13 protein-coding genes are annotated in these 18,824 nt (G+C 66.0%); 9 read left to right on the top strand and 4 right to left on the bottom strand.

Annotated features, from left to right (window positions below):
• The first annotated feature begins 14 nt into the window (after window positions 1-14).
• The 6 genes from J7J50_RS18765 to J7J50_RS18740 all read left to right on the top strand — a co-directional run bounded on the left by J7J50_RS18765 (window position 15) and on the right by J7J50_RS18740 (window position 6,446).
• Window positions 15-674 carry a TetR/AcrR family transcriptional regulator gene (locus J7J50_RS18765; RefSeq protein ID WP_057941872.1) on the top strand — a complete coding sequence of 220 codons (660 nt, stop codon included), beginning with the start codon at window positions 15-17 and terminating at the stop codon, window positions 672-674.
• A 73-nt stretch (window positions 675-747) separates the two neighbouring features.
• Window positions 748-2,523, top strand: a complete 1,776-nt coding sequence (locus tag J7J50_RS18760; RefSeq protein WP_215056662.1) for a phosphoenolpyruvate carboxykinase (GTP) — start codon at window positions 748-750, stop codon at window positions 2,521-2,523.
• 307 nt (window positions 2,524-2,830) lie between these two features.
• Complete coding sequence (locus J7J50_RS18755) at window positions 2,831-3,394, top strand: sigma-70 family RNA polymerase sigma factor (protein ID WP_187313183.1); 564 nt, start codon at window positions 2,831-2,833, stop codon at window positions 3,392-3,394.
• The gene (locus J7J50_RS18750) at window positions 3,391-4,005 is read left to right on the top strand and encodes a hypothetical protein (protein WP_215056663.1); all 615 of its coding nucleotides are present in this window, start codon (window positions 3,391-3,393) and stop codon (window positions 4,003-4,005) included. Before J7J50_RS18755 ends, J7J50_RS18750 begins: the two co-directional genes overlap by 4 nt.
• A gap of 17 nt (window positions 4,006-4,022) precedes the next feature.
• Window positions 4,023-4,976: a DUF4097 family beta strand repeat-containing protein gene (locus J7J50_RS18745; protein ID WP_215056664.1), complete on the top strand. Its 954-nt coding sequence runs from the start codon at window positions 4,023-4,025 to the stop codon at window positions 4,974-4,976.
• 204 nt (window positions 4,977-5,180) lie between these two features.
• Entirely contained in the window at window positions 5,181-6,446 is a 1,266-nt protein-coding gene (locus J7J50_RS18740; protein WP_251044536.1) for an aspartyl/asparaginyl beta-hydroxylase domain-containing protein, read from the top strand.
• A 175-nt stretch (window positions 6,447-6,621) separates the two neighbouring features.
• On the opposite strand, the gene J7J50_RS18735 is transcribed toward J7J50_RS18740, so the two are convergent.
• From J7J50_RS18735 to J7J50_RS18720, 4 genes are all read right to left on the bottom strand, one after another.
• Window positions 6,622-9,525, bottom strand: a complete 2,904-nt coding sequence (locus J7J50_RS18735; protein ID WP_215056666.1) for a TonB-dependent receptor — start codon at window positions 9,523-9,525, stop codon at window positions 6,622-6,624.
• Between the two features lie 239 nt (window positions 9,526-9,764).
• The gene (locus J7J50_RS18730) at window positions 9,765-12,743 is read right to left on the bottom strand and encodes a TonB-dependent receptor (RefSeq protein WP_215056667.1); all 2,979 of its coding nucleotides are present in this window, start codon (window positions 12,741-12,743) and stop codon (window positions 9,765-9,767) included.
• Between the two features lie 717 nt (window positions 12,744-13,460).
• Complete coding sequence (locus J7J50_RS18725) at window positions 13,461-14,309, bottom strand: hypothetical protein (RefSeq protein ID WP_215056668.1); 849 nt, start codon at window positions 14,307-14,309, stop codon at window positions 13,461-13,463.
• Between the two features lie 146 nt (window positions 14,310-14,455).
• Entirely contained in the window at window positions 14,456-15,379 is a 924-nt protein-coding gene (locus J7J50_RS18720; RefSeq protein ID WP_215056669.1) for an Hsp33 family molecular chaperone HslO, read from the bottom strand.
• A 217-nt stretch (window positions 15,380-15,596) separates the two neighbouring features.
• Between J7J50_RS18720 and mtgA the strand changes: the two genes are divergently transcribed.
• The 3 genes from mtgA to J7J50_RS18705 all read left to right on the top strand — a co-directional run bounded on the left by mtgA (window position 15,597) and on the right by J7J50_RS18705 (window position 18,248).
• On the top strand, window positions 15,597-16,331 hold the full coding sequence (mtgA, locus tag J7J50_RS18715) for a monofunctional biosynthetic peptidoglycan transglycosylase (protein WP_215056677.1): 735 nt from the start codon (window positions 15,597-15,599) through the stop codon (window positions 16,329-16,331).
• A 494-nt stretch (window positions 16,332-16,825) separates the two neighbouring features.
• Window positions 16,826-17,860: a glycosyltransferase family 2 protein gene (locus J7J50_RS18710; protein ID WP_215062897.1), complete on the top strand. Its 1,035-nt coding sequence runs from the start codon at window positions 16,826-16,828 to the stop codon at window positions 17,858-17,860.
• Window positions 17,820-18,248 carry a CBS domain-containing protein gene (locus J7J50_RS18705; RefSeq protein WP_057945285.1) on the top strand — a complete coding sequence of 143 codons (429 nt, stop codon included), beginning with the start codon at window positions 17,820-17,822 and terminating at the stop codon, window positions 18,246-18,248. The genes J7J50_RS18710 and J7J50_RS18705 overlap by 41 nt, the downstream gene beginning before the upstream one ends.
• Window positions 18,249-18,824: the final 576 nt, after the last annotated feature.

Below are 18,824 nucleotides of genomic sequence, written 5' to 3'. Positions count from 1 at the left end.
TAAACTTGTCGTCCATGAACCAGCCCGCCTCGAACAAGCCCGAGCCGAAGCTCGACGCCCCGTCTTCCGCTGCGCCGTCCACCGGCGACGCCAAGACGGATCACAAGCCCGAACGCAGCGGCCGACTCAGCGCCGACGATTGGGCCCAGGCCGCGCTCGACCTGATCGCCGAACAAGGCGTCGCCGCGGTCGCGGTGGAACCGCTCGCGCGCCGGCTCGGCGTGACCAAGGGCAGCTTCTACTGGCATTTCCCGTCGCGCGACGCGCTGCTGGTCGCGGCGTTGGAGCGCTGGGAGAAGGTCGAGCAGGAAACCGTGTTCGGCCAGCTCGAACCGATCCCCGATCCGCGCCAGCGCCTGCGTTCGCTGTTCCACCTCGTCGCCCACGAGGTCAAATCGCACGTCATCTATTCCGAGCTGCTCAAGGCGCTGGACCATCCCGCCGTGCAGCCGGTGATCGGGCGCGTCTCCGAGCGCCGCCTGGATTACCTCACCGCTTCCTTCCGCCAGGCCGGCCTGAGCCGCACCGACGCGCAGCATCGCGCCCGCCTGCTCTACGCCGCCTACGTCGGCTTCCTGCAGCTGAACTTGCAGCTGCACCAGACCCGCATGCAACACGACGAGTTCGAGGCTTATGTCGAACACATGATGGCCACGTTGATTCCCTCGTCGTAACACCCGTTCCCTTACCGTTGTCCCCCGGCTGGAGACCATTGCCGTGAATGCCATTTCCAAAGACGCTACCCCCATGACTGCGGCGCTGGGGAGCGCCGGCAGTTCCCTTGCCGCATTGAACGAGTGGGTGGCCCAGGTGGCTGCGCTGACGCAGCCCGACAAGATCCAGTGGTGCGACGGCAGCGATGCCGAAAACCAGGCGCTGATCGCGCAGATGCTGGCCGACGGCACCCTGGAACCTCTTAACGAACAAACCCATCCGGGCAGCTATCTGCACCGCTCGCATCCCGACGATGTCGCGCGCGTGGAGCACCTGACCTTCGTGTGCACGAGCGAACGCGAGGACGCCGGCCCGAACAATCACTGGATGGCGCCGCGCGAGGCGCACGCCAAGATGGACGCGCTGTTCGAAGGCTGCATGCGCGGCCGCACCCTGTACGTGATCCCGTATTGCATGGGCCCGATCGATTCGCCGCTGGCGCGTTGCGGCGTGGAAATCACCGACTCGCCGTACGTGGTCGCCAACATGCGCGTGATGACGCGCATGGGCGCGCCGGCGCTCAAGCGCATCGAGCGCGAAGGCAAGTTCGTGCGCGGCCTGCATTCGATCGGCGAGCTCGATCCCGAGCGCCGTTTCATCATGCATTTCCCCGACGAGCTGACCATCAAGTCGTTCGGTTCGGGCTACGGCGGCAACGCCTTGCTCGGCAAGAAGTGCCACGCCTTGCGTATCGCCTCGCATCAGGCGCGCAGCGAAGGCTGGCTGGCCGAGCACATGCTGATCGTCGGCATCGAGAACCCGCAGGGCGAAACCCATTACGTCGCCGCGGCGTTCCCGTCGGCCTGCGGCAAGACCAACCTGGCCATGCTGATTCCGCCGGAAGGCTATCGTCAGGCCGGCTGGAAGGTGTGGACCGTCGGCGACGACATCTGCTGGATGCGTCCGGGCGCCGATGGCCGCCTGTACGCGATCAATCCCGAAGCCGGTTACTTCGGCGTCGCGCCGGGTACTTCGACCCAATCGAACCCGAACGCGCTGGCCTCGATCCAGACCAACACCATCTTCACCAATGTCGGCGTCACCGCCGACAACCAGCCGTGGTGGGAAGGCCTGGACGACGGCCAGACCCCGGTCACCGATTGGCGCGGCAACGCCTTCGACGCGGCCAAGGGCCCGGCCGCGCATCCGAACTCGCGCTTCACCGTGTCGGCCAAGCAGTGCCCGAGCTATTCGGCGCAAGCCGAAAACCCGGCCGGCGTGCCGATCTCGGCGATCGTCTTCGGCGGCCGCCGCGCCTCGCTGGTGCCGCTGGTATTCGAAGCGCGCGACTGGACCCACGGCGTGCTGGTCGGCGCGGCGATGGGCTCGGAAACTACCGCCGCCGCGACCGGCGCGGTCGGCGTGATGCGCCGCGATCCGATGGCGATGAAGCCGTTCTGCGGCTACAACTTCGCGGATTACTTCGCGCATTGGCTGTCCTTCGACGGCGCCGGCGCGAAGCTGCCGAAGGTCTTCCATGTCAACTGGTTCCGCAAAGGCGACGATGGCAAGTTCCTGTGGCCGGGCTTCGGCGACAACCTGCGGGTGATCGAGTGGATGATCGGCCGGGTCAAGGGCGAGGCCGGCGCGACTCAAACGCCGATCGGCCATCTTCCCAAGGCCGGCGACCTGAACCTCGACGGCGTGAGCTTGAACGAAGAGGCCCACGCCAAGCTGTTCGGCTTCGACCATGCCGGCTGGAGCGCCGAGTTCGACAGCATCGGCGAGTACCTGCGCGAATACGGCCCGCGCATGCCGCAGGCGCTGCATGACGAGCAGCAGCGCATCGCGGCGGCTTTGAAGGCTTAAACAGCCGCTGTTCCCTTCTCCCGTTTGCGGGAGAAGGAGGCCGATAGAGCCTGCCCCCGCGAAAGCGGGGGCGGATGAGGGCGGGCGCCGATGGATGCTCTGCGTCATTGGCGCAGCACCGCGTGCCCTCACCCCAACCCCTCTCCCGCAAGCGGGAGAGGGGCTTCAAGAAGCCGAGGCCTGTCCAAGAGCCTTCGCGCCGGCGCCGGCACTGCCGCTCAACGCCCCAACTCCCATCCCAGCCCCCTTAAACCCTGAGCCCCGACCCCGCATCGGACTCAGTATGCTGACCGCCGTGAACGACTCCATGCCCGACGCCGCACTAGCGACCGAAGTCGATGACGACCGCGCCCTGGTGGCCGCGGCCGCGTCCGGCGGGGTCGCCGCCTTCGAGGCGCTGTACCGCCGCCACGCCAGCCGCGTCCATGGCGTCATCGCCCGGCTGGTCGGCTACCACGGCGCCCGCGCCGAGGATCTGACCCAGGAAGCCTTCGTCCGCGCCTGGCAGGCGCTGCCGAACTTCCGCTTCGAATCGGCCTTCGGCACCTGGCTGCACCGGCTGGCGGTCAACACCGCGCTGATGGAACTGCGCGGCCGCCGCAGCCGTCCGTTCGAAGACAACGACGAAGAAGTGTTCGACACCCTCGGCAGCGCCGATTCGGCCGGGCACGTCACCGCGCTGTCGATGGATCTGGAACGCGCCGTCGCCAGCCTGCCGCCGCGCGCCCGCGCCGTGCTGGTGCTGTACGACGTGGAAGGCTGGAAACACGAAGAGATCGCGGTCGAACTCGGCATGGCGGTCGGCAGTTCCAAGGCACAGTTGCACCGCGCGCGCAGCCTGCTGCGCAGCCGGCTCGGAGAACAGGCATGAACGACAACGATCTCAACCAAGACCGCGCCCCGGAAGGCGAACTGCCCGACGCGCTGCGCTGGCAGTTGCGGGCGATGCGCCGCGAGCTGCCGCCGTCGCGCGATCTGTGGTCCGGCATCGCCGCGCGCCTGGGCGAACAGGCGCCGCCGGCGGAACTGCCGTCCGCGCCGCTCGCGCCCCGCGAGGAAACTCCGGCGGTGATCGCGATGCGGCCGCGCGAGGTATCGCGCCATCGCTGGATGGCGCCGCTCGCGCTGGCGGCCAGCGTCGCCGCATTGGCGATCGGCATCGGCAGCCAGTTCCGCGCTCCGCATACCCCGGCCGATCCGGCCCAGGGCGCGGTGGCGACGGTCGACGGCGCCGCCCCGGCCACCTTGATGCAGCGCGAAGCCGACGGCATGACCCGCCAGTACCAGGCGGCGATGCGCGAAATCGCGCCGGCGACCCAGCAGGCGGTCGCGCTCAAGCCGGCGTTCGACGAACTCGACCGCAACGCCGCGCTGATCCTCGACGCGCTGGCGCACGACCCCGATTCGCGGCTGCTGTTGGAGCAACTGCGCCGCACCTACGCACGACGCCTCGCGCTGGCTCAGCGCGTGGCTTACACCTGATCCAAGGAGAACGCCCCATGACAACCGTCCGCCACAGCACACGTAGCCGCGTTCTCCGCCGCCTGCCCGCGATCGGCCTGCTCGCCGTCGCCCTGGGCGCCGCGTTGCCCGCATTCGCCGGCACCCCGATCAACCAGACCCGCCCGCTGGACCCGCTGGGCAGCGTCGAGATCGACAACGTCAAGGGCCTGATCCAGGTCCGGGTGTGGGATCGCCCCGAGGTCAAGATCGAAGGCTCGCTCGGCGAGGGTGTGGAAAAACTCGACATCGAAGGCGACCGCCAGCAGTTGTCGATCAAGGTCCGTTATCCCAACCGCGGCAGCGGCATGGGCTTTCTGGTCGGCGGCGACAAGAGCGAGCCGACCGACCTGATCGTGACCGTCCCGCTGCAGGCCGCGCTGGATATCGACGCGGTGTCTGCCAGCGTCGATGTCACCGGCGTGGCCTCGCGCGAGCTTCAGATCGACAGCGTCAGCGGCGATGTGACCGTGGCCGGCGCGCCGCGCTCGGCGGAAATCGAGAGCGTCAGCGGCGACCTGCACCTGACCCTCAACACCCGCAAGATTTCCGCGCAGACCGTCAGCGGCGATCTCGACCTGCGCGGCCGCCTCAACGGCGAGGCGCATCTGGAAACCGTGTCGGGCAAGGTGGAGATGGCCGCCCACGAGTCGCGCTTGAGCAAGATCTCGGGCAATTCGGTCTCCGGCGATCTGCGCATCTCCGCGGCGCTGGCCGACAGCGGCGAGATCTCGCTGGAAACCGTCAGCGGCGATGTGATCCTGTCGATGCCGCGCGGCTTGTCGGCGGTGGTGCGCGGGCAGAGCTTCAGCGGCGATCTGAGCGCGCCGGACGTGGAAGTCCAGCGGCCCAAGCACGGCCCGGGTTCGAGCTTCGAGCATCGCTACGGCAGCGGCAGCGGCAAGATCAAGATCGAGACCTTCTCCGGCGACGCGTCGCTGGAATTCGAATAAGCCGGCCGGCGCCGCGAGGCGGGGCTGAGCGGCGCTGCGGTCGCCGGGTATCGGCGGCGTCGCCTCGGATGAGGTAAGCGCGTCGAGACACCCGTCGCGACGTGTCAGAGGCAATCGCGGACGTGGTCAGCGCGCAAGCGCGACCGTATGCTTCCAGCCATCGCCGGCCGCGCCGGCAGGTCGCCGCAGGGCCGGAGACGGGGCTTGAACGAACAGATCAACCAACTGGTCCAGGCCGCCGGCCTGGCCTCGCGCGCGGGCCGCTGGCAAGAGGCCGAGCGCCTGTGGATGCAGGTCCGCGCGATCGCGCCGCAGCACCCGCAAGCGCTGTACAGCCTGGGCATCCACGCGCTGCAGCGAGGCGATACCGGCGGCGCGGTTGAACTGCTGCAGGCCGCGCACAACGCCGCGCCCGACGACCCGATGATTCTGCTGTCGATCGGCATGGTCCAGCGCGAACGCGGCAACAGCGACGGCGAATGGCAGGCGATCGGCGCTGCGCTCGCGATCGACGCTTATTTCCTTCCCGGCCTGTTGGCCAAGGCCGCGTACCTGGAACGCCAGGGCCACGCGCGCGCGGCCGCGCAGGCCTATCGCAACGCCTTGACCGTCGCGCCGCCGCCGCCGCAGTGGCCGGACATGCTCAAGCAGCAGTTGATCCACGCCCAGGCCAAGGTCGATCAGTATCGCGACGAGTTCACCGAGTTCCTGGCCCATCGCGTCGGCGGGCCGCGCGCGGCGCTGGAAGCCGGCGCGATGGGTCGCTGGGACGAAGCGGCGTCGATCATGGTCGGCCGCAGCAAGCCGTATCACGCCGATTGCAATCAGCTGTGCGTGCCGCGCTTGCCGGCGATTCCGTTCTTCGACCGCAGCCAGTTCGCCTGGGTGCCGGAGCTGGAAAGCCGCACCTTTGATATCCAGCGCGAAATGCGCGAGGTGCTGCGCAACGAGCAGGCCGAGTTCACCCCGTATATCGAGTACCAGCCCGGCGATCCGGTCAACCAGTGGCGCGAGCTCAATCATTCGCGGCGCTGGAGCACCTACAAGCTGTGGAGTTATTCCCAGCCCGTGCCCGAGCATCTGGCGCATTGCCCGAACACGCGCGCGGCGCTGGAGGCGGTGGAGATGGCGGCGATCGCCGACGTCTGCCCGAACGCGATGTTCTCCGCGCTGGCGCCGCATACGCACATCCCGCCGCATCACGGCGAGACCAATGCGCGCCTGGTCGTGCACCTGCCGCTGATCGTGCCGGAGAAGTGCACCTACCGGGTCGGCTTCGAACGGCGCGAATGGACGGTCGGCGAAGTGCTGATCTTCGACGATTCGATCGAACACGAGGCGCGCAACGACAGCGACGAATTGCGCGTGGTGCTGATCTTCGACGTGTGGAACCCGCTGTTGTCGCTGGCCGAGCGCGAGATGGTTAACGCGATGATGAGCGCGCACCGGGATTTTCTGGCGAACCGCTGAGGTTAACGTCGCCGTCAGGCCCGGCGATCAACGAGCAGCACGCGCACGGCGAGGCCCCTCTCGCCCGAAGCCATGCCCGCCGCTTTCGAAATCCGCGGTCGTCGCCCAACCAAACCGCAGACAAAAAAAGGCGGGCCGAAGCCCGCCTTTAATGACTCGGATTACGTGTTTCTTATCAGAAGCGCATCGTGATGCCCATGGTGTAGTAGCGACCCAGGGTGTCGTAGTACTGCGGGAACGTGTTGCCGCTGTTGAAGCCGGTGCTGCCGATGTTGCTGCCCACGACCGGCGGCTTCTTGTCGGCGACGTTGTTCACGGTGAAGTTGATGCGCGCATTCCACGGCAGCTCGTAGGCCAGGGTCAGATCGAAGTAGTCGTAGGCGTCGATCGAGGTGTAGTCCGGGAACCACTCGATCGGGCCCGGCTCGACGTCGACCGCGCTCAGGTGGCGCCAGTTGAAGCCCAGCTCGAAGTCCTTGATCGACCACACCGCGCGGAAGTTCGACTTGTAGTCGTACACGATGCCGGCGATGACGTTGCACGAGACGCCGTAGACGCCGACGCAGTCGTGCTTCGGCACCAGCGGGTCACCCTGGTAGTCGTACTCGTCGGTCTTGGTCAGATCCAGCGAGAAGTCCAGGCGGCCCCACTCGTTGGCCAGCGGGATGCCGTAGCGAACGCCCAGATCCCAGCCGCTGGTGGTGATGCGGCCCTTGTTCGAGCGATCCAGGAACGGGCCGCGCGCTTCGCCGTTGAGCGAACCGTCGCCGGCTTCGCGAGCGCCGATCATCAGCTGGCACATCGGGTTGTTGACGCTGAGGGTCGGGTTGAACTGCCTGTCGTAACAGCCGAACAGCGCATCGCCGAGCACCGGACGGGTGATCGCGTCCTTGATGTCGATTTTCCAGTAGTCCAGGGTGATCGACAGATCTTCCAGCGGCTGCCAGACCAGACCCAGGGTCTGGGTGTCGGCCTTTTCCGGGCCCAGGATCGGATTGCCGCCGACGAACGCGTTGGCCTGGCCAGCGCTCGGACCGTCGACGCCGCCGAACTGGTCCAAAATCGCCTGCGGCACGCCGGTGGCGACGCACAACGCCGCGACCTGGCCGGTCACGCCGCCGTTCAGCGCCAACTGACCGGGTTCGCAGGGATCGACCGCGGTGTTGTCCAGACCGGTGACCACCGGCTGGAACAGCTCGTTGACGTTCGGGGCGCGGGTCGCGCGCTGGAACATGCCGCGGAAGCGCAGCGATTCGATCGGGGCCCATTCCAGGCCGTACTTGTAGCTGCCGTAATCGACGTCGGTCTGGCCCGACTTGAACTCGCTGTGGCGGTAGCCGGCTTCGAAGTTCAACGACTGCGCGCCGGTCTTGCCGCTGATCAGCGGAACGATGGTTTCGACATAAGCCTCACGCAGCGTGAAGTTGCCTTCCACGTCCGGGTTGGCGCCGCCGGAGCCCTGCACTTCTTCCGGATCGCGCGAAGCGGCATCGGCCTGATTGCGCGCATCGACCTTGCGGCCTTCCAAACCGAACGCCAGACCGATCGGGTAATCGGCCCACGGGCTCTTGAAGTTGTCGCCCAGGTCGCCGTCGATCGAACCCGACCACACTTCCTGTTCGACGCGCTGGGTGGCGAAGGTCAGCACTTCGAGGAACTTCTTCGAGTCCTTGCTGATCGAGCCTTCCGGACCCCACAGGTTCAGCGGGATACAGCCATTGCTCGGATCAACGCAGTTGACGCCGTCGGTGGACAGCAGCGCCTGCTGGGTGCGGGCCTTGGACAGGAAGCCGGCCGAGACGGTCAGCTGATCGGCTTCACCGTGCGACCAGTACGCGTCGTAGCGCCAGTTGTCGTTGATGTCGCCGCGCACACCCACAGTGGCCTGGAAGACCTTGTTCTGGAAGTCGGTGGAGCGGGTGCCCAACTCGGTGGTGCGGCGGTTGAGCGTGGTGTTGATGGTGGTCGGGCTGCCGGCGACGCAGTCGGCTGCGGCCACGTTGAACGCGGTGCACATCTGCTGACGGGCGGCGTTGGGGATCAGCGGGTTGCCGATGCCCAGATCGAAACGGCCGCCGAACAGGCCACCCGGAGCGATCTGCGAGAACACGTTGGAGCGCGTGTACAGCAGCTGGGTATAGGCCTCAGCGTGCTTGTTGATCTCGTAACGGCCCAGCGCGGTGGCCTGCCAGCGATCCAGCGCGGTCTGGTTGAAGTTGTATGGGTTGTAGTTGAACGGCGTAACGATGCCGTCGAAACGGCCGGTGGCCGGATTGATCTGGCCCAGGCCACCGCCGACTCGGGTCGGAATCGAGGTGCCCGAACCGCCGGCTTCGCCATTGGTCGAGTCGAGGTTGAACTCGGAGAAGCCGCGCGAACCCTGCAACAGCGGATCGTTGTCGGTCTTGCCCAGGCTGATCACGAAGTTGCCGCGACCCTCGTCCAGGTTCATGCCCATGGTGACGGTGGTGTTGCGGCGGTCGCCGTCCTGCTTGCTGGACTGGCCGTAGCTGGAGTTGACTTCGATGCCTTCGAAGTTGCGCTTCAGCACGAAGTTGACCACGCCGGCGACGGCGTCGGCGCCGTACACCGCGGATGCGCCGCCGGTGACCAGGTCCACGCTGTCGATCAGCGCGACCGGGATGACGTTGGTATCGACCACGCCGAACAGGTTGAACGGAACGACGCGGCGGCCGTCCATCAGCACGACGGTGCGGTTATCGCCCAGGCCGCGCAGATTGATCGTTGCGCCGCCGTTGGCGCCGTTGTTGGTGCCGGGGCCGATCGACGGGACGGCGCCCGGTACGATCTTGAGGAAGTCTTCCGCGGTTACCGGCTGGTTGCGGGCGATTTCTTCTTGGCTGACCGTCATCACTGGGCTGTTGGTGGTCAGACCGGGGATGGAAATGCGTGAGCCAGTGACCTGGATGCGATCCAGGGTGGTGGCGTCTTCAGCGGCCGGCGCGGCGGGTGCCGCAGCGTCCTGGGCCGAGGCCAAGCCGGTACCGGCAAGGCTGGTCGCGCCCACGCACAACGCGAAGACGATCGCGTCGCGCAATTTGGTGGTCTTCAGGGTCATCTCTCTCTCCAAGTCTGTCCTGAACGAACGGGTCCCATGCAAAGGGGCTGGCCAAACGGCGCATAACTGAAGGCCTAAATTGGCAAAGCCGGCCCGATAGTAGACGGCTTGGAGGAATAATTAAAGTGTTGTTAAAGCCTGATTGAAGTCGCATGACGGCATGCGACTGGGGTCGCGCAGACATAAAAAAACACGGCCCCCGAGGGAGCCGTGTTTGTGTTGCGGTGCAGCAGAAATGCTTAGAAGCGCTGCTGGTACTTCATGTACACGAAGCGACCGATGTCGAACTGGCCCGAATAGGCCGTGCTCGAACTCGGTGCGCTGTATAGGGTCGGGCCGAGGTGATCGAACACGTTGTTTGCGCCGATCGCCACGGTGGCATTCCACGGGGTGGCGACGCGGAACTCGAGGTCGTGGAAGGTGTTCGAGCCCAGCTTGTTGAGCGCGCGAACCGAGCCGCCGGTATCCGGAGCACGGTGGGTCGGATTGTCGCACTCGCTCGGGAACAGCGCCGCCGACAGGCAGGCTTCCTTCTGCGACGAGTAGTAACGCGCGCCCCAGGTTGCGCTCAGCGGCCCCTTCTCCCAGCTCAGGCTGGCATTCGAACGCACGCGGAAGGTACCCAGGTTGCTCTGGTTGACCGCGTAACCGACCAACTGGATCGGCTTGCCGTTCGGGTTGGTGTCGGTCTTGATCTCGTCGCCGACGGTGTAGGTCGTCTGCCAGTTGAGGTTGAAGTTACCGATGCTGGTGGGCAGGCGGTAGTTCAACTCGAGGTCGTAGCCTTCGGCTTCACGATAACCGGCATTGATGCTGGTGAAGGTCAGGCTGTTGACATAGCCCAGCACCGGATCGCGGGTGAAGGCGGTGCAGCGGCTGGCGTCGTTACGCACATAGCAGTCGTCGAGCATCTGCGTCGGCGAGTCGCCCACGATGGTGTCTTCGATCTTGACCTTCCACCAGTCGAGGCTGACGTTCAGGCCTTCGACGAATTCCGGGCTCCACACCACGCCCAGGGTCTTGGACTTGGAGGTTTCCGGAATCAGGTTCGCGTTGGAACCGGAGAAGAACGCCACCGGCGTCTGCGGGCTGGCCGTGGTCGAGGGCACGAAGCCCTGCTGCAGCTGACGGAACGTCGCCGGATTCGGCACGCCGCGCGCGCCGCAAGCGGCTTGAATCGTCGGGTTGCCCTTGGCCGCGCCGAACACCGTGTCGCAAGGATCGGTGAAGGACGCGAAGGTCTGCGAGCCGCCGCCGTACAGGTCGTTGATGGTCGGAGCGCGGAAGCCGTCGGCGTAGGTGCCGCGGAACAGCAACGAGTCGATCGGCTTCCACTTGAAGCCGAACTTGTTGTTGACCGTGTCGCCGAAGGTGCTGTAGTCCGAATAACGGCTGGCGACCGAGAAGCTCAGCTCCTTGGCGCCCGGCAGATCGGCCAACACCGGGATAGCGAGTTCGACGAAGAACTCATCGACCGAATAGCTACCGCTGGTCGGGCCGCCGGCGAGGGTGGTCGAGTTGCCCGTAACCGCCTGAGCGTCGGGAATGAAGCGACCTTCTTCCTTGCGGTGTTCATAGCCGACCGCGAAACCCAGGTCGCCGCCTGGCAGGGCGAACAACGAGCCCGACAGGTTGGCGCTGTAGACGTTGGTCTTGGTTTCGCCGCTGGAGTTCAGGCGCTGGAACAGGAAATCCTGCAGCGCCTTGTTGCCGGTCAAGCCGCCGTCGCCCACGCGGCCGAACGGGATGTACGGATTCCACGGGGTGCACTGGGTCAACGGGATCGGGTTGGCGGCGCTGCCGCACTGGACCACACCGTTGGCATTGAGGAACGACGGGCCCACCGCTTGCTTGGTGCGCTCGATGTTCAGGTTGCCGTAGTTTTCCTGCGTGACCTTGTTGTTGTTGAACAGGTAACCCACGTCCCAGTCGAAGCTGCGCTCGCCGATGTCGAAGCTGCCGTCGAGGCCGGCCGAGAAGCGCCAGGTGGTCGAGGTGGACTTATCGACGCGCGGCACTTCCCAGGTACGGCGCCAGAAGTTGATGTCCTGCGCGGTCTGGCCGTTGGCGGGGCCCCACAGGGTGCCGACCGGGTTGTAGTAGCTGTCCTTCGACATCTTGAAGCCGCCCGGAACCGGGCCGGCCGAGCCGCTCTGGAACGGATAGCCGGCGACCTGACGCTCGGCATCGCGCGACGAATACAGCATGTCGCTGCGGAAGCGGACCTTGTCGGTGATGTCGAACACGCCGTTGACGAACAGCGAACGGCTTTCCAGCGGCGTACGCAGGTGCGTCTGCAGGTTGGTGTTGCTCTTGTCGACGGTCGAGCCGGCGGTGTTGGCCGCGGTGCCGCCGGTGTCGGCGTTCTGCGCGTGATAGTTCGAGAGCAGGCGCCAGTTGCCGTCGGCGTTGAGCACGCGGTTGCCGCCGGCGGCGGTCGGCAGATTCAGCACGCCCCACTGGCTGACCGTGGTCCAGCCGCGGTCGGGATGCATCGGGCCCTGCGGATACGCGCCGAACTCGCGGTCGCGCGCGAAGACTTCGTCTTCCTTGCGGTATTCGACGGCGGCGGTCAGCGAGCCGCGATCGCCGGTGAAGCCGAGCACGAAGTCGGCACGAGTGGTCGCGCCGTCGCCCTGGCTGTACTGGCCGAAGTAGGCATTGGCCGAAGCGCCTTCGAAATTGGTGCGGGTGATGATGTTGACCACGCCGGCGATGGCGTCGGAGCCGTAGATCGACGAGGCGCCGTCCTTCAGCACTTCGATGCGCTCGACCGCGGAGGTCGGGATCAGCGAAATGTCCTGCAGGCCGCTGGTGCTGATGCCCAGGCGCTTGCCGTTGACCAGGATCAGGGTGCGCGTGGCGCCCAGGTTACGCATGCTGATGAACTGGCCGCCGACGTTTTCGCCGGCCAGCAGCGGCTGTGCGCGGCTGATGGTCGGAGCGCCGGTGGCGGAGATGTTCTGCAGGATGTCGGCGACGGACTGGAAGCCCTGCTTCTCGATGTCCGCGCGCGTGATCGACAGTACCGGCTGAGCGGTTTCCAGATCGACCTGACGGATACGCGAACCGGTCACCTCGATGCGGTCGAGCGTGGTCGCTTCCTTGGTGGCGGGGGCGTTCGCTTCCTGCGCTACGGCGGCGCCGGCGAGGGCCGTCGAGCTCACTGCGAGCGCGAAGGTGATCGCGTCGCGGAGCTGGGTGGTCTTGAAAGTCATTCTCTCTCTCCGAAAATCGGTCTGATGTACCCGTGTAGCCCGGCCGGAGGTGTCAAATAAGACGCCAAGACCAGCAAGGTTTGCCGATGCTAACCGTGAGTCCTCAAAAATTAAAGTGTCGTTAAGTGTCGGTTTGTGACGTGGGGGCAGTACCGGCTCCCGCCCGCGAAGACCGTACTTTTGCGTATTTTTGTGTGGCGTCGGTGGAGGGTGCGGCGGAATCCGCAGGAAATCCCCTGTTCATTTATCGGTGTCGCTGGCCTGGCCGTGGATGCCGGCGACCGGCCATAGCCGCAAATGCAGGCGGCAGCCTGCCGTGCCAGCACCTACGTACAAAAACACACAATTTCTGCTGTCCGCGGTCGAGTGCGCTGCGCGGTGCGCAAACCGGGCGATACGCATGCGAATTCGAGTGCGACATTGCGCGGCAGGGTCGATGCAGCGGCCTTGATCAGGGCATCGAAATGCTTGATCGGGGCAAGCCGATTCGTTAGCCGTGCCCAGGTGCGGACAGGCTATTGGCGGGGATGACAGGCAGCGAGACCGGGACTGGACTCAAGACTTCGCGACGAGATCGAAGCTCACGCCAGTGACGTGCGCGCAGGGCGGGCGCCCTTGAACTTTCCGCCGGTGCGGCGAGGCATTTATGCGGATTACGGACTCAGGGCCGAGTCCGGACAGACGCAAGATTCGCCGAAGCAGGGTCCGACGCGGGGATCAAAGATCCTGTTCGTAACGGACGTAAGGCACGGTGCCCTCGTCCTTTTCGCCGTTGCCCGGCGCGAATGGATTCTTGCCGCGGGTGACCACGTTTTCGGCGCCGACGGTGAGCTGGCCGCTCCACGGCGTGCGCCAGGTCAAGCCGACGCCGAGGCCTTCCCACTGGCCGGGCTGCCCGGGCGTATCGACCACGCGGCCGATGATATTGGCGCCGAAATTGCCGTAACCGGCGCCGATGGTGATGCTCTTGCTGCTCCAGCGATCGGCCAGGCCGGGCATTTCGCCGGCCGGGATCAGCTTGGCGCGGGCCCAGGTGCCGCCGATGGAGACCATCGCTTCGCGGCCGATATTCTTCTGGCCGTAAACGGTGAGGGTGTTCTGATCGACGCGGCTGGCGCGGTTGTTCGGGCTGAGCCAGCCGGGCAGGCTGTCGCGGCCGGAACCGATGGACACGCCGACCTTGCCGCCGGGACGGCTGAGGCTGACGCCGGCGCTGAGCTGACGGCTGTCGTCGTGGCCGTCGTCTTCGTCGAGCGCGGCCAGCATGCAGTGATTGGCGAGGTTGCCGATCGCGCCGGCCAGGCCGGTCTTGCGATCGCAGACCAGGCCCAGGCCATCGCCGGAATCCAGGCCCAACGTGGCATCGAAGGTGTTGGCGCCGGATTTCCAGCGCGCGCCGGCGGCTTTGTCGGTCGGCTCGAGCTGCAACAGGTATTCCAGCTTGCCGTTGTTCTGGTTCCACACCGGCAAATAGGTGGTGTCGTGCTTGGCTTGCGCGTGCGCACCCGCCGCCACGCCTAGGGCGAGCGTCAGGACAAGCGGCAACTGGCGCAGGTGCTTGAGCATTGAAATAGTGTTAAGCGCGGACCGTGGTTAAGACCGGATGAAACCGGCCGAGTTCCCCATTTCTTCGACCCGACTATAGCCGGTTTATGTTTATTTAACAATCTGAAAACGGTCCCAGAACCGTCTTCGGCCGACCGTCGGCAACCTCACTGTACTCGCTGCGGGGCCTGGATTTCCGCGGCCGCGGCCGCGAACAGGCCGGCAATTTGGTTGCGATCGAAACGATAGCTCTGGCCGCAGAACTCGCATCGGATATGGGCCTGGCCGTCGGCGGCGGCGGCATCGGCCTCCTCACGGCCGAGCGAGACCAGCATGGCCTCGACCCGCTCGCGCGAGCACGAGCAGGCGAAGCCCAGCGGCTTGCCGCCCAGCAGTTGCACCCCGTCCTCGTGGAACAGCCGGGTCAGCAGGGTGCCGGTCGGCAGCTCCAGCAATTCGCGGGTGTTCAAGGTGTCGAACAGGGCGCCGACCCGGGCCCAGCCGTCGTCGTCGCCCTCGTCGCCGGGCAGCTTCTGCAGCATCAGGCCGGCGGCGTGGCGGTCGTCGGCGGCCAGCAGCAGGCGGGTCGGCAATTGCTCGGACTGGCGGAAATAGTCCTCGAAGGCGCCGGCCAGGGTGTCTGACTCCAGCGACACCAGGCCCTGGTAGCGGACCGGATCGCGGCCGTTCAAGGCCGGGTTCTCGATGGTGATGGCCAATACCGCCTGCGGGCCCAGCTCGCGCAGGTCGCGCGAGACCTCGCCGCCGTCCTCGGCCAATTGGACGATGCCGCGCAAGGTGCCGGCCGCCGTGCATTCGGCGAACAAGGTGCGCAGCGCGCCTTCGCCGCGCAATTGCACCGACAAACGGCCATCGACCTTGGCGTGGCCGGTGAACAAAGCCGCGGCCGCGGCGGCTTCGCCGAGCATTTCCGCGGCCGCGGCCGGATACTCGGCGCGTTCGCGGATCTGCCGCCAGGTGTCGTGCAGGTGCACGCGCACGCCGCGCACGCCGGCGGTTTCGATCATGAAACGGGTCAGGCGGTCGTGGTCGTCGGGCGCGGCGGCCTGGGGCGAAGCGGTATCGGTCATCGTCGTACTCTGCGGTTACGGCGCGCAAATCACGGGTCGGCGAACGCGGCGGTCGCGGCTTCGCGGATAATGCGCAAGTTCTTGTGAAGGGGGAGGTTGAGGCAATGCGGTGGGTATCGGAGCTTGGTTCGCCGACACGGGCAATCCGCCTTGCGGCAAGAGTGGGGACGGGGGCGCTGGGGTGCAAGGCTTGAGCGATCGCGTATCCGCGCCGGCCATGCCGCCGCGGGCGGAAGCCGCGCCGCGTCCGCGCCGGCTGCGGCGCTGGTTCCGCTGGCTGCTGGCCCTGCCGTTCCTGTTCGCGCTGGCCTCGATCCTGCAGGTCGCGACCCTGCGTTTCATCGATCCGCCGTTCTCGGCGTTCATGCTGATCCGCCAGCTGGAGGCCTGGGGTTCGGGCGATTTCGATTTCCGCGTGGCCCACGACTGGCGCGATCTGGACGAGATCTCGCCCAACGTGCCGGTGGCGCTGGTGGCTTCGGAAGACCAGAACTTCGCGGAGCATTTCGGTTTCGACCTCAAGGCGATCGAGAAGGCGCGCAAGAACAACGAGCGCGGCCGCAAGGTGCGCGGCGGCAGCACGATCAGCCAGCAGACCGCGAAGAACCTGTTTCTGTGGAGCGGACGCAGTTGGGTGCGCAAGGGCATCGAGGCCTGGTACACGGTGCTGATCGAGGCGATGTGGCCCAAGAGCCGGATCATCGAGGTCTACGCCAACATCGCCGAATTCGGCGACGGCGTGTACGGCGCCCAGGCCGCGGCGCGGACCTACTACCGCAAGGACGCCAGCCGGCTCGGCGCGGCCGAAGCCGCGCGCATGGCCGCGGTGCTGCCCAATCCCAAGCGCTACAGCATCGCCAAGCCGGGCGCGTATGTGCAGCGGCGCGCCGGGGCGATCCAGCGGCAGATGCGGTTTATCGGCGGGGATGGGTATTTGAAGCAGATTGAGTGATTGGGGAATCGGGAATCGGGAGTCGGGAGTCGGGAATCGGGAATCGGGAATCGGGAATCGGGAATCGGGAATCGGGAATCGGGAGTCGGGAGTCGGGAGTCGGGAGAGGTCGGCGTCGCGGCCCGCGCTTTAGAAAAACCGGCGTTCGTGGATAGCGACGGGGACTCCCAAAGCCCGTCATTCCCGCGAACGCGGGAATCCAGTGACTTTCGTGCAAGACACAGCCAGACCGTCATCCCCGCGAAGGCGGAGATCCAGGGCTTTTCGTGCGAGAACGTTTGAAGTCGCTGGCTGTTCGGCTCCGCCGTAAGTAAAGCGGAGCCCGCGTTCGCGGGAATGACGACTGTTGGGTGCCTAGGCCCAAGACACCCCGACGTGTCTTGCCGTTCGCGGGCAACGAACATCGTCGGATCCCAACCGACGTCCGCCACAGCGACCGCCGCACCGACCCCCTCCACACCCAGCCACCACATCACGCCGTTACTATTGATCCCATGACCCGCGATCGCGTCACCGTCGTCCTGGCCGCCTTCGACGAAGCGCAGAGCCTGCCCCTGCTGCAGCCGCGCATCGCCGCGGCGCTGGACGCGCTCGCCGCCGACGATGTCGAAGGCCGGGTGCTCTACGTGGACGACGGCAGCCGCGACGGCACCTGGGCGATCCTGCAATCCTTCGCCGCGCAAGACCCGCGCGTGGGGCTGTTGCGGCTGTCGCGCAATTTCGGCAAGGAGGCCGCGCTGACCGCGGGACTGGACCGGATCGACACCGGCGCGGCGTTGATCCTGGACGCCGACGGCCAGGACCCGCCCGAGCTGATTCCGCAGTTCGTCGCGCGCTGGCGCGAAGGCTTCGACGACGTCTACGGCACGCGCCTGGAACGCGAGGGCGAGAACTGGCTCAAGCGCAGCACCGCGCACGCGTTCTACCGGGTGATCGGCCGCCTCTCGCGCACGCCGATCCCAGCCGATACCGGCGATTTCCGCCTGCTGTCGCCGCGCGCGCTGGATGCCTTGCGTCAGCTGCGCGAACGTCACCGTTTCATGAAGGGCCTGTTCGGCTGGGTCGGCTACAACCGCGTGGCCTTGCCGTATCACCGCGAGCCGCGGGTGGCCGGCAACAGCAAATTCAATCTGTGGCGGCTGTGGAATCTGGCGCTGGAAGGCATCACCAGTTTCTCCACCGCGCCGCTGCGGCTGGCGACGTACCTGGGGCTGGCGACCGCACTGGTGGCGTTCGCCTTCAGCGCCAAGGTGGTGTTCAAGGCGCTGCTGTTCGGCGACCCGGTGCAGGGCTGGCCGACGATGATGGCGGTGATCCTGTTCCTGGGCGGCGTGCAGTTGATCGCGCTGGGCCTGATCGGCGAATACCTGGGCCGGCTGTACGAGGAATCCAAGCAGCGGCCTTTATATCTTGTCGACACCTGGCAGCCCGCGGCAGGAGTATCCTCGGCCCAGAACCGGTTCCCCCCGCTCGCGGAAGGAGATGGCCGTGCGCACAGTAAGGCAACTGTTGGAAGCGAAAACCGCTGAGGTATTCGCGATCGGCCCCGATGCGCCGGTGATCGACGCGATCCGGCTGATGGCCGAAAAACGCATCGGCGCGGTTCTGGTGATGGAGGGCGCACGGCTGGCCGGCATCCTGTCCGAGCGCGATTACGCGCGCAAGATCGTGCTGCAGGGACGATCGTCCGCCGATACGCCGGTACGCGACATCATGACCGCGCAAGTGGTCAGCGTGAATCTGAACGACAGCGCCGAGCGCTGCATGCAGATCGTGACCGACAAGCGCATCCGTCATCTGCCGGTGGTGGAGGGCGGGGAGGTGGTCGGTGTGGTGTCGATCGGCGATCTGGTCAAGGCGGTGATCGAGGACCAGCGGGTGGAGTTGGATCAGTTGCAGCGGTATATCGCCAGCTGATCTTTCGCTGGGCTTCGGTTGATCTTGCGCTTTTCTTGATGGCGTTGCCGTGGCGGCGACGGCCGCTTTGGCGGTCGGGTTTTGCTGGCGGCATTTCTGTTTGAACCAATGCTGGTGATCCGTTGCTTCGAGGTTGGTCTCGTTGTGGCGGCTATGTGCTGTCCGGCCTTTCGTGCCGCCGACTCCGGGGTTGCAGTTGCTGTTGCCGAGATTTTGCTTTGTCTCGACTTTGCTGTGCTTCGGCTTTGTTGTTGCCGTTGTTGGGCGCGGCTTGTTACTCGCGAGACCAGGGACACCCGAAGGGCGGCGCACATGGACGTGCGCCGGGTGCCACCTTGGGCAGGATGCCCAATGTGGGACCTGCCTGCGTCGGCTACCCACTCGTGGCTTTTGACTCGAAACAGCTAAAGCCTTTTCTTTGGTTACTTTCTTTGTGGCTTTGGACAAAGAAAGTGACCCGCCGCTCCATGGCGGAAGCTTTAGGCGTTTGATCCTGCTTTTAGCGTTTTTTCTTTGGTGGCGTTATGGCCAACGCCACCAAGGCCCTGACGTCCCGCAAGATCAATAAGCGCGACA

The sequence above is a fragment of the Lysobacter sp. ISL-50 genome (assembly GCF_018612875.1).
Classification (GTDB): domain Bacteria; phylum Pseudomonadota; class Gammaproteobacteria; order Xanthomonadales; family Xanthomonadaceae; genus Lysobacter.
Note: the sequence above shows the minus strand (reverse complement) of the source record. Positions and strands in the feature narration are given on the sequence as shown.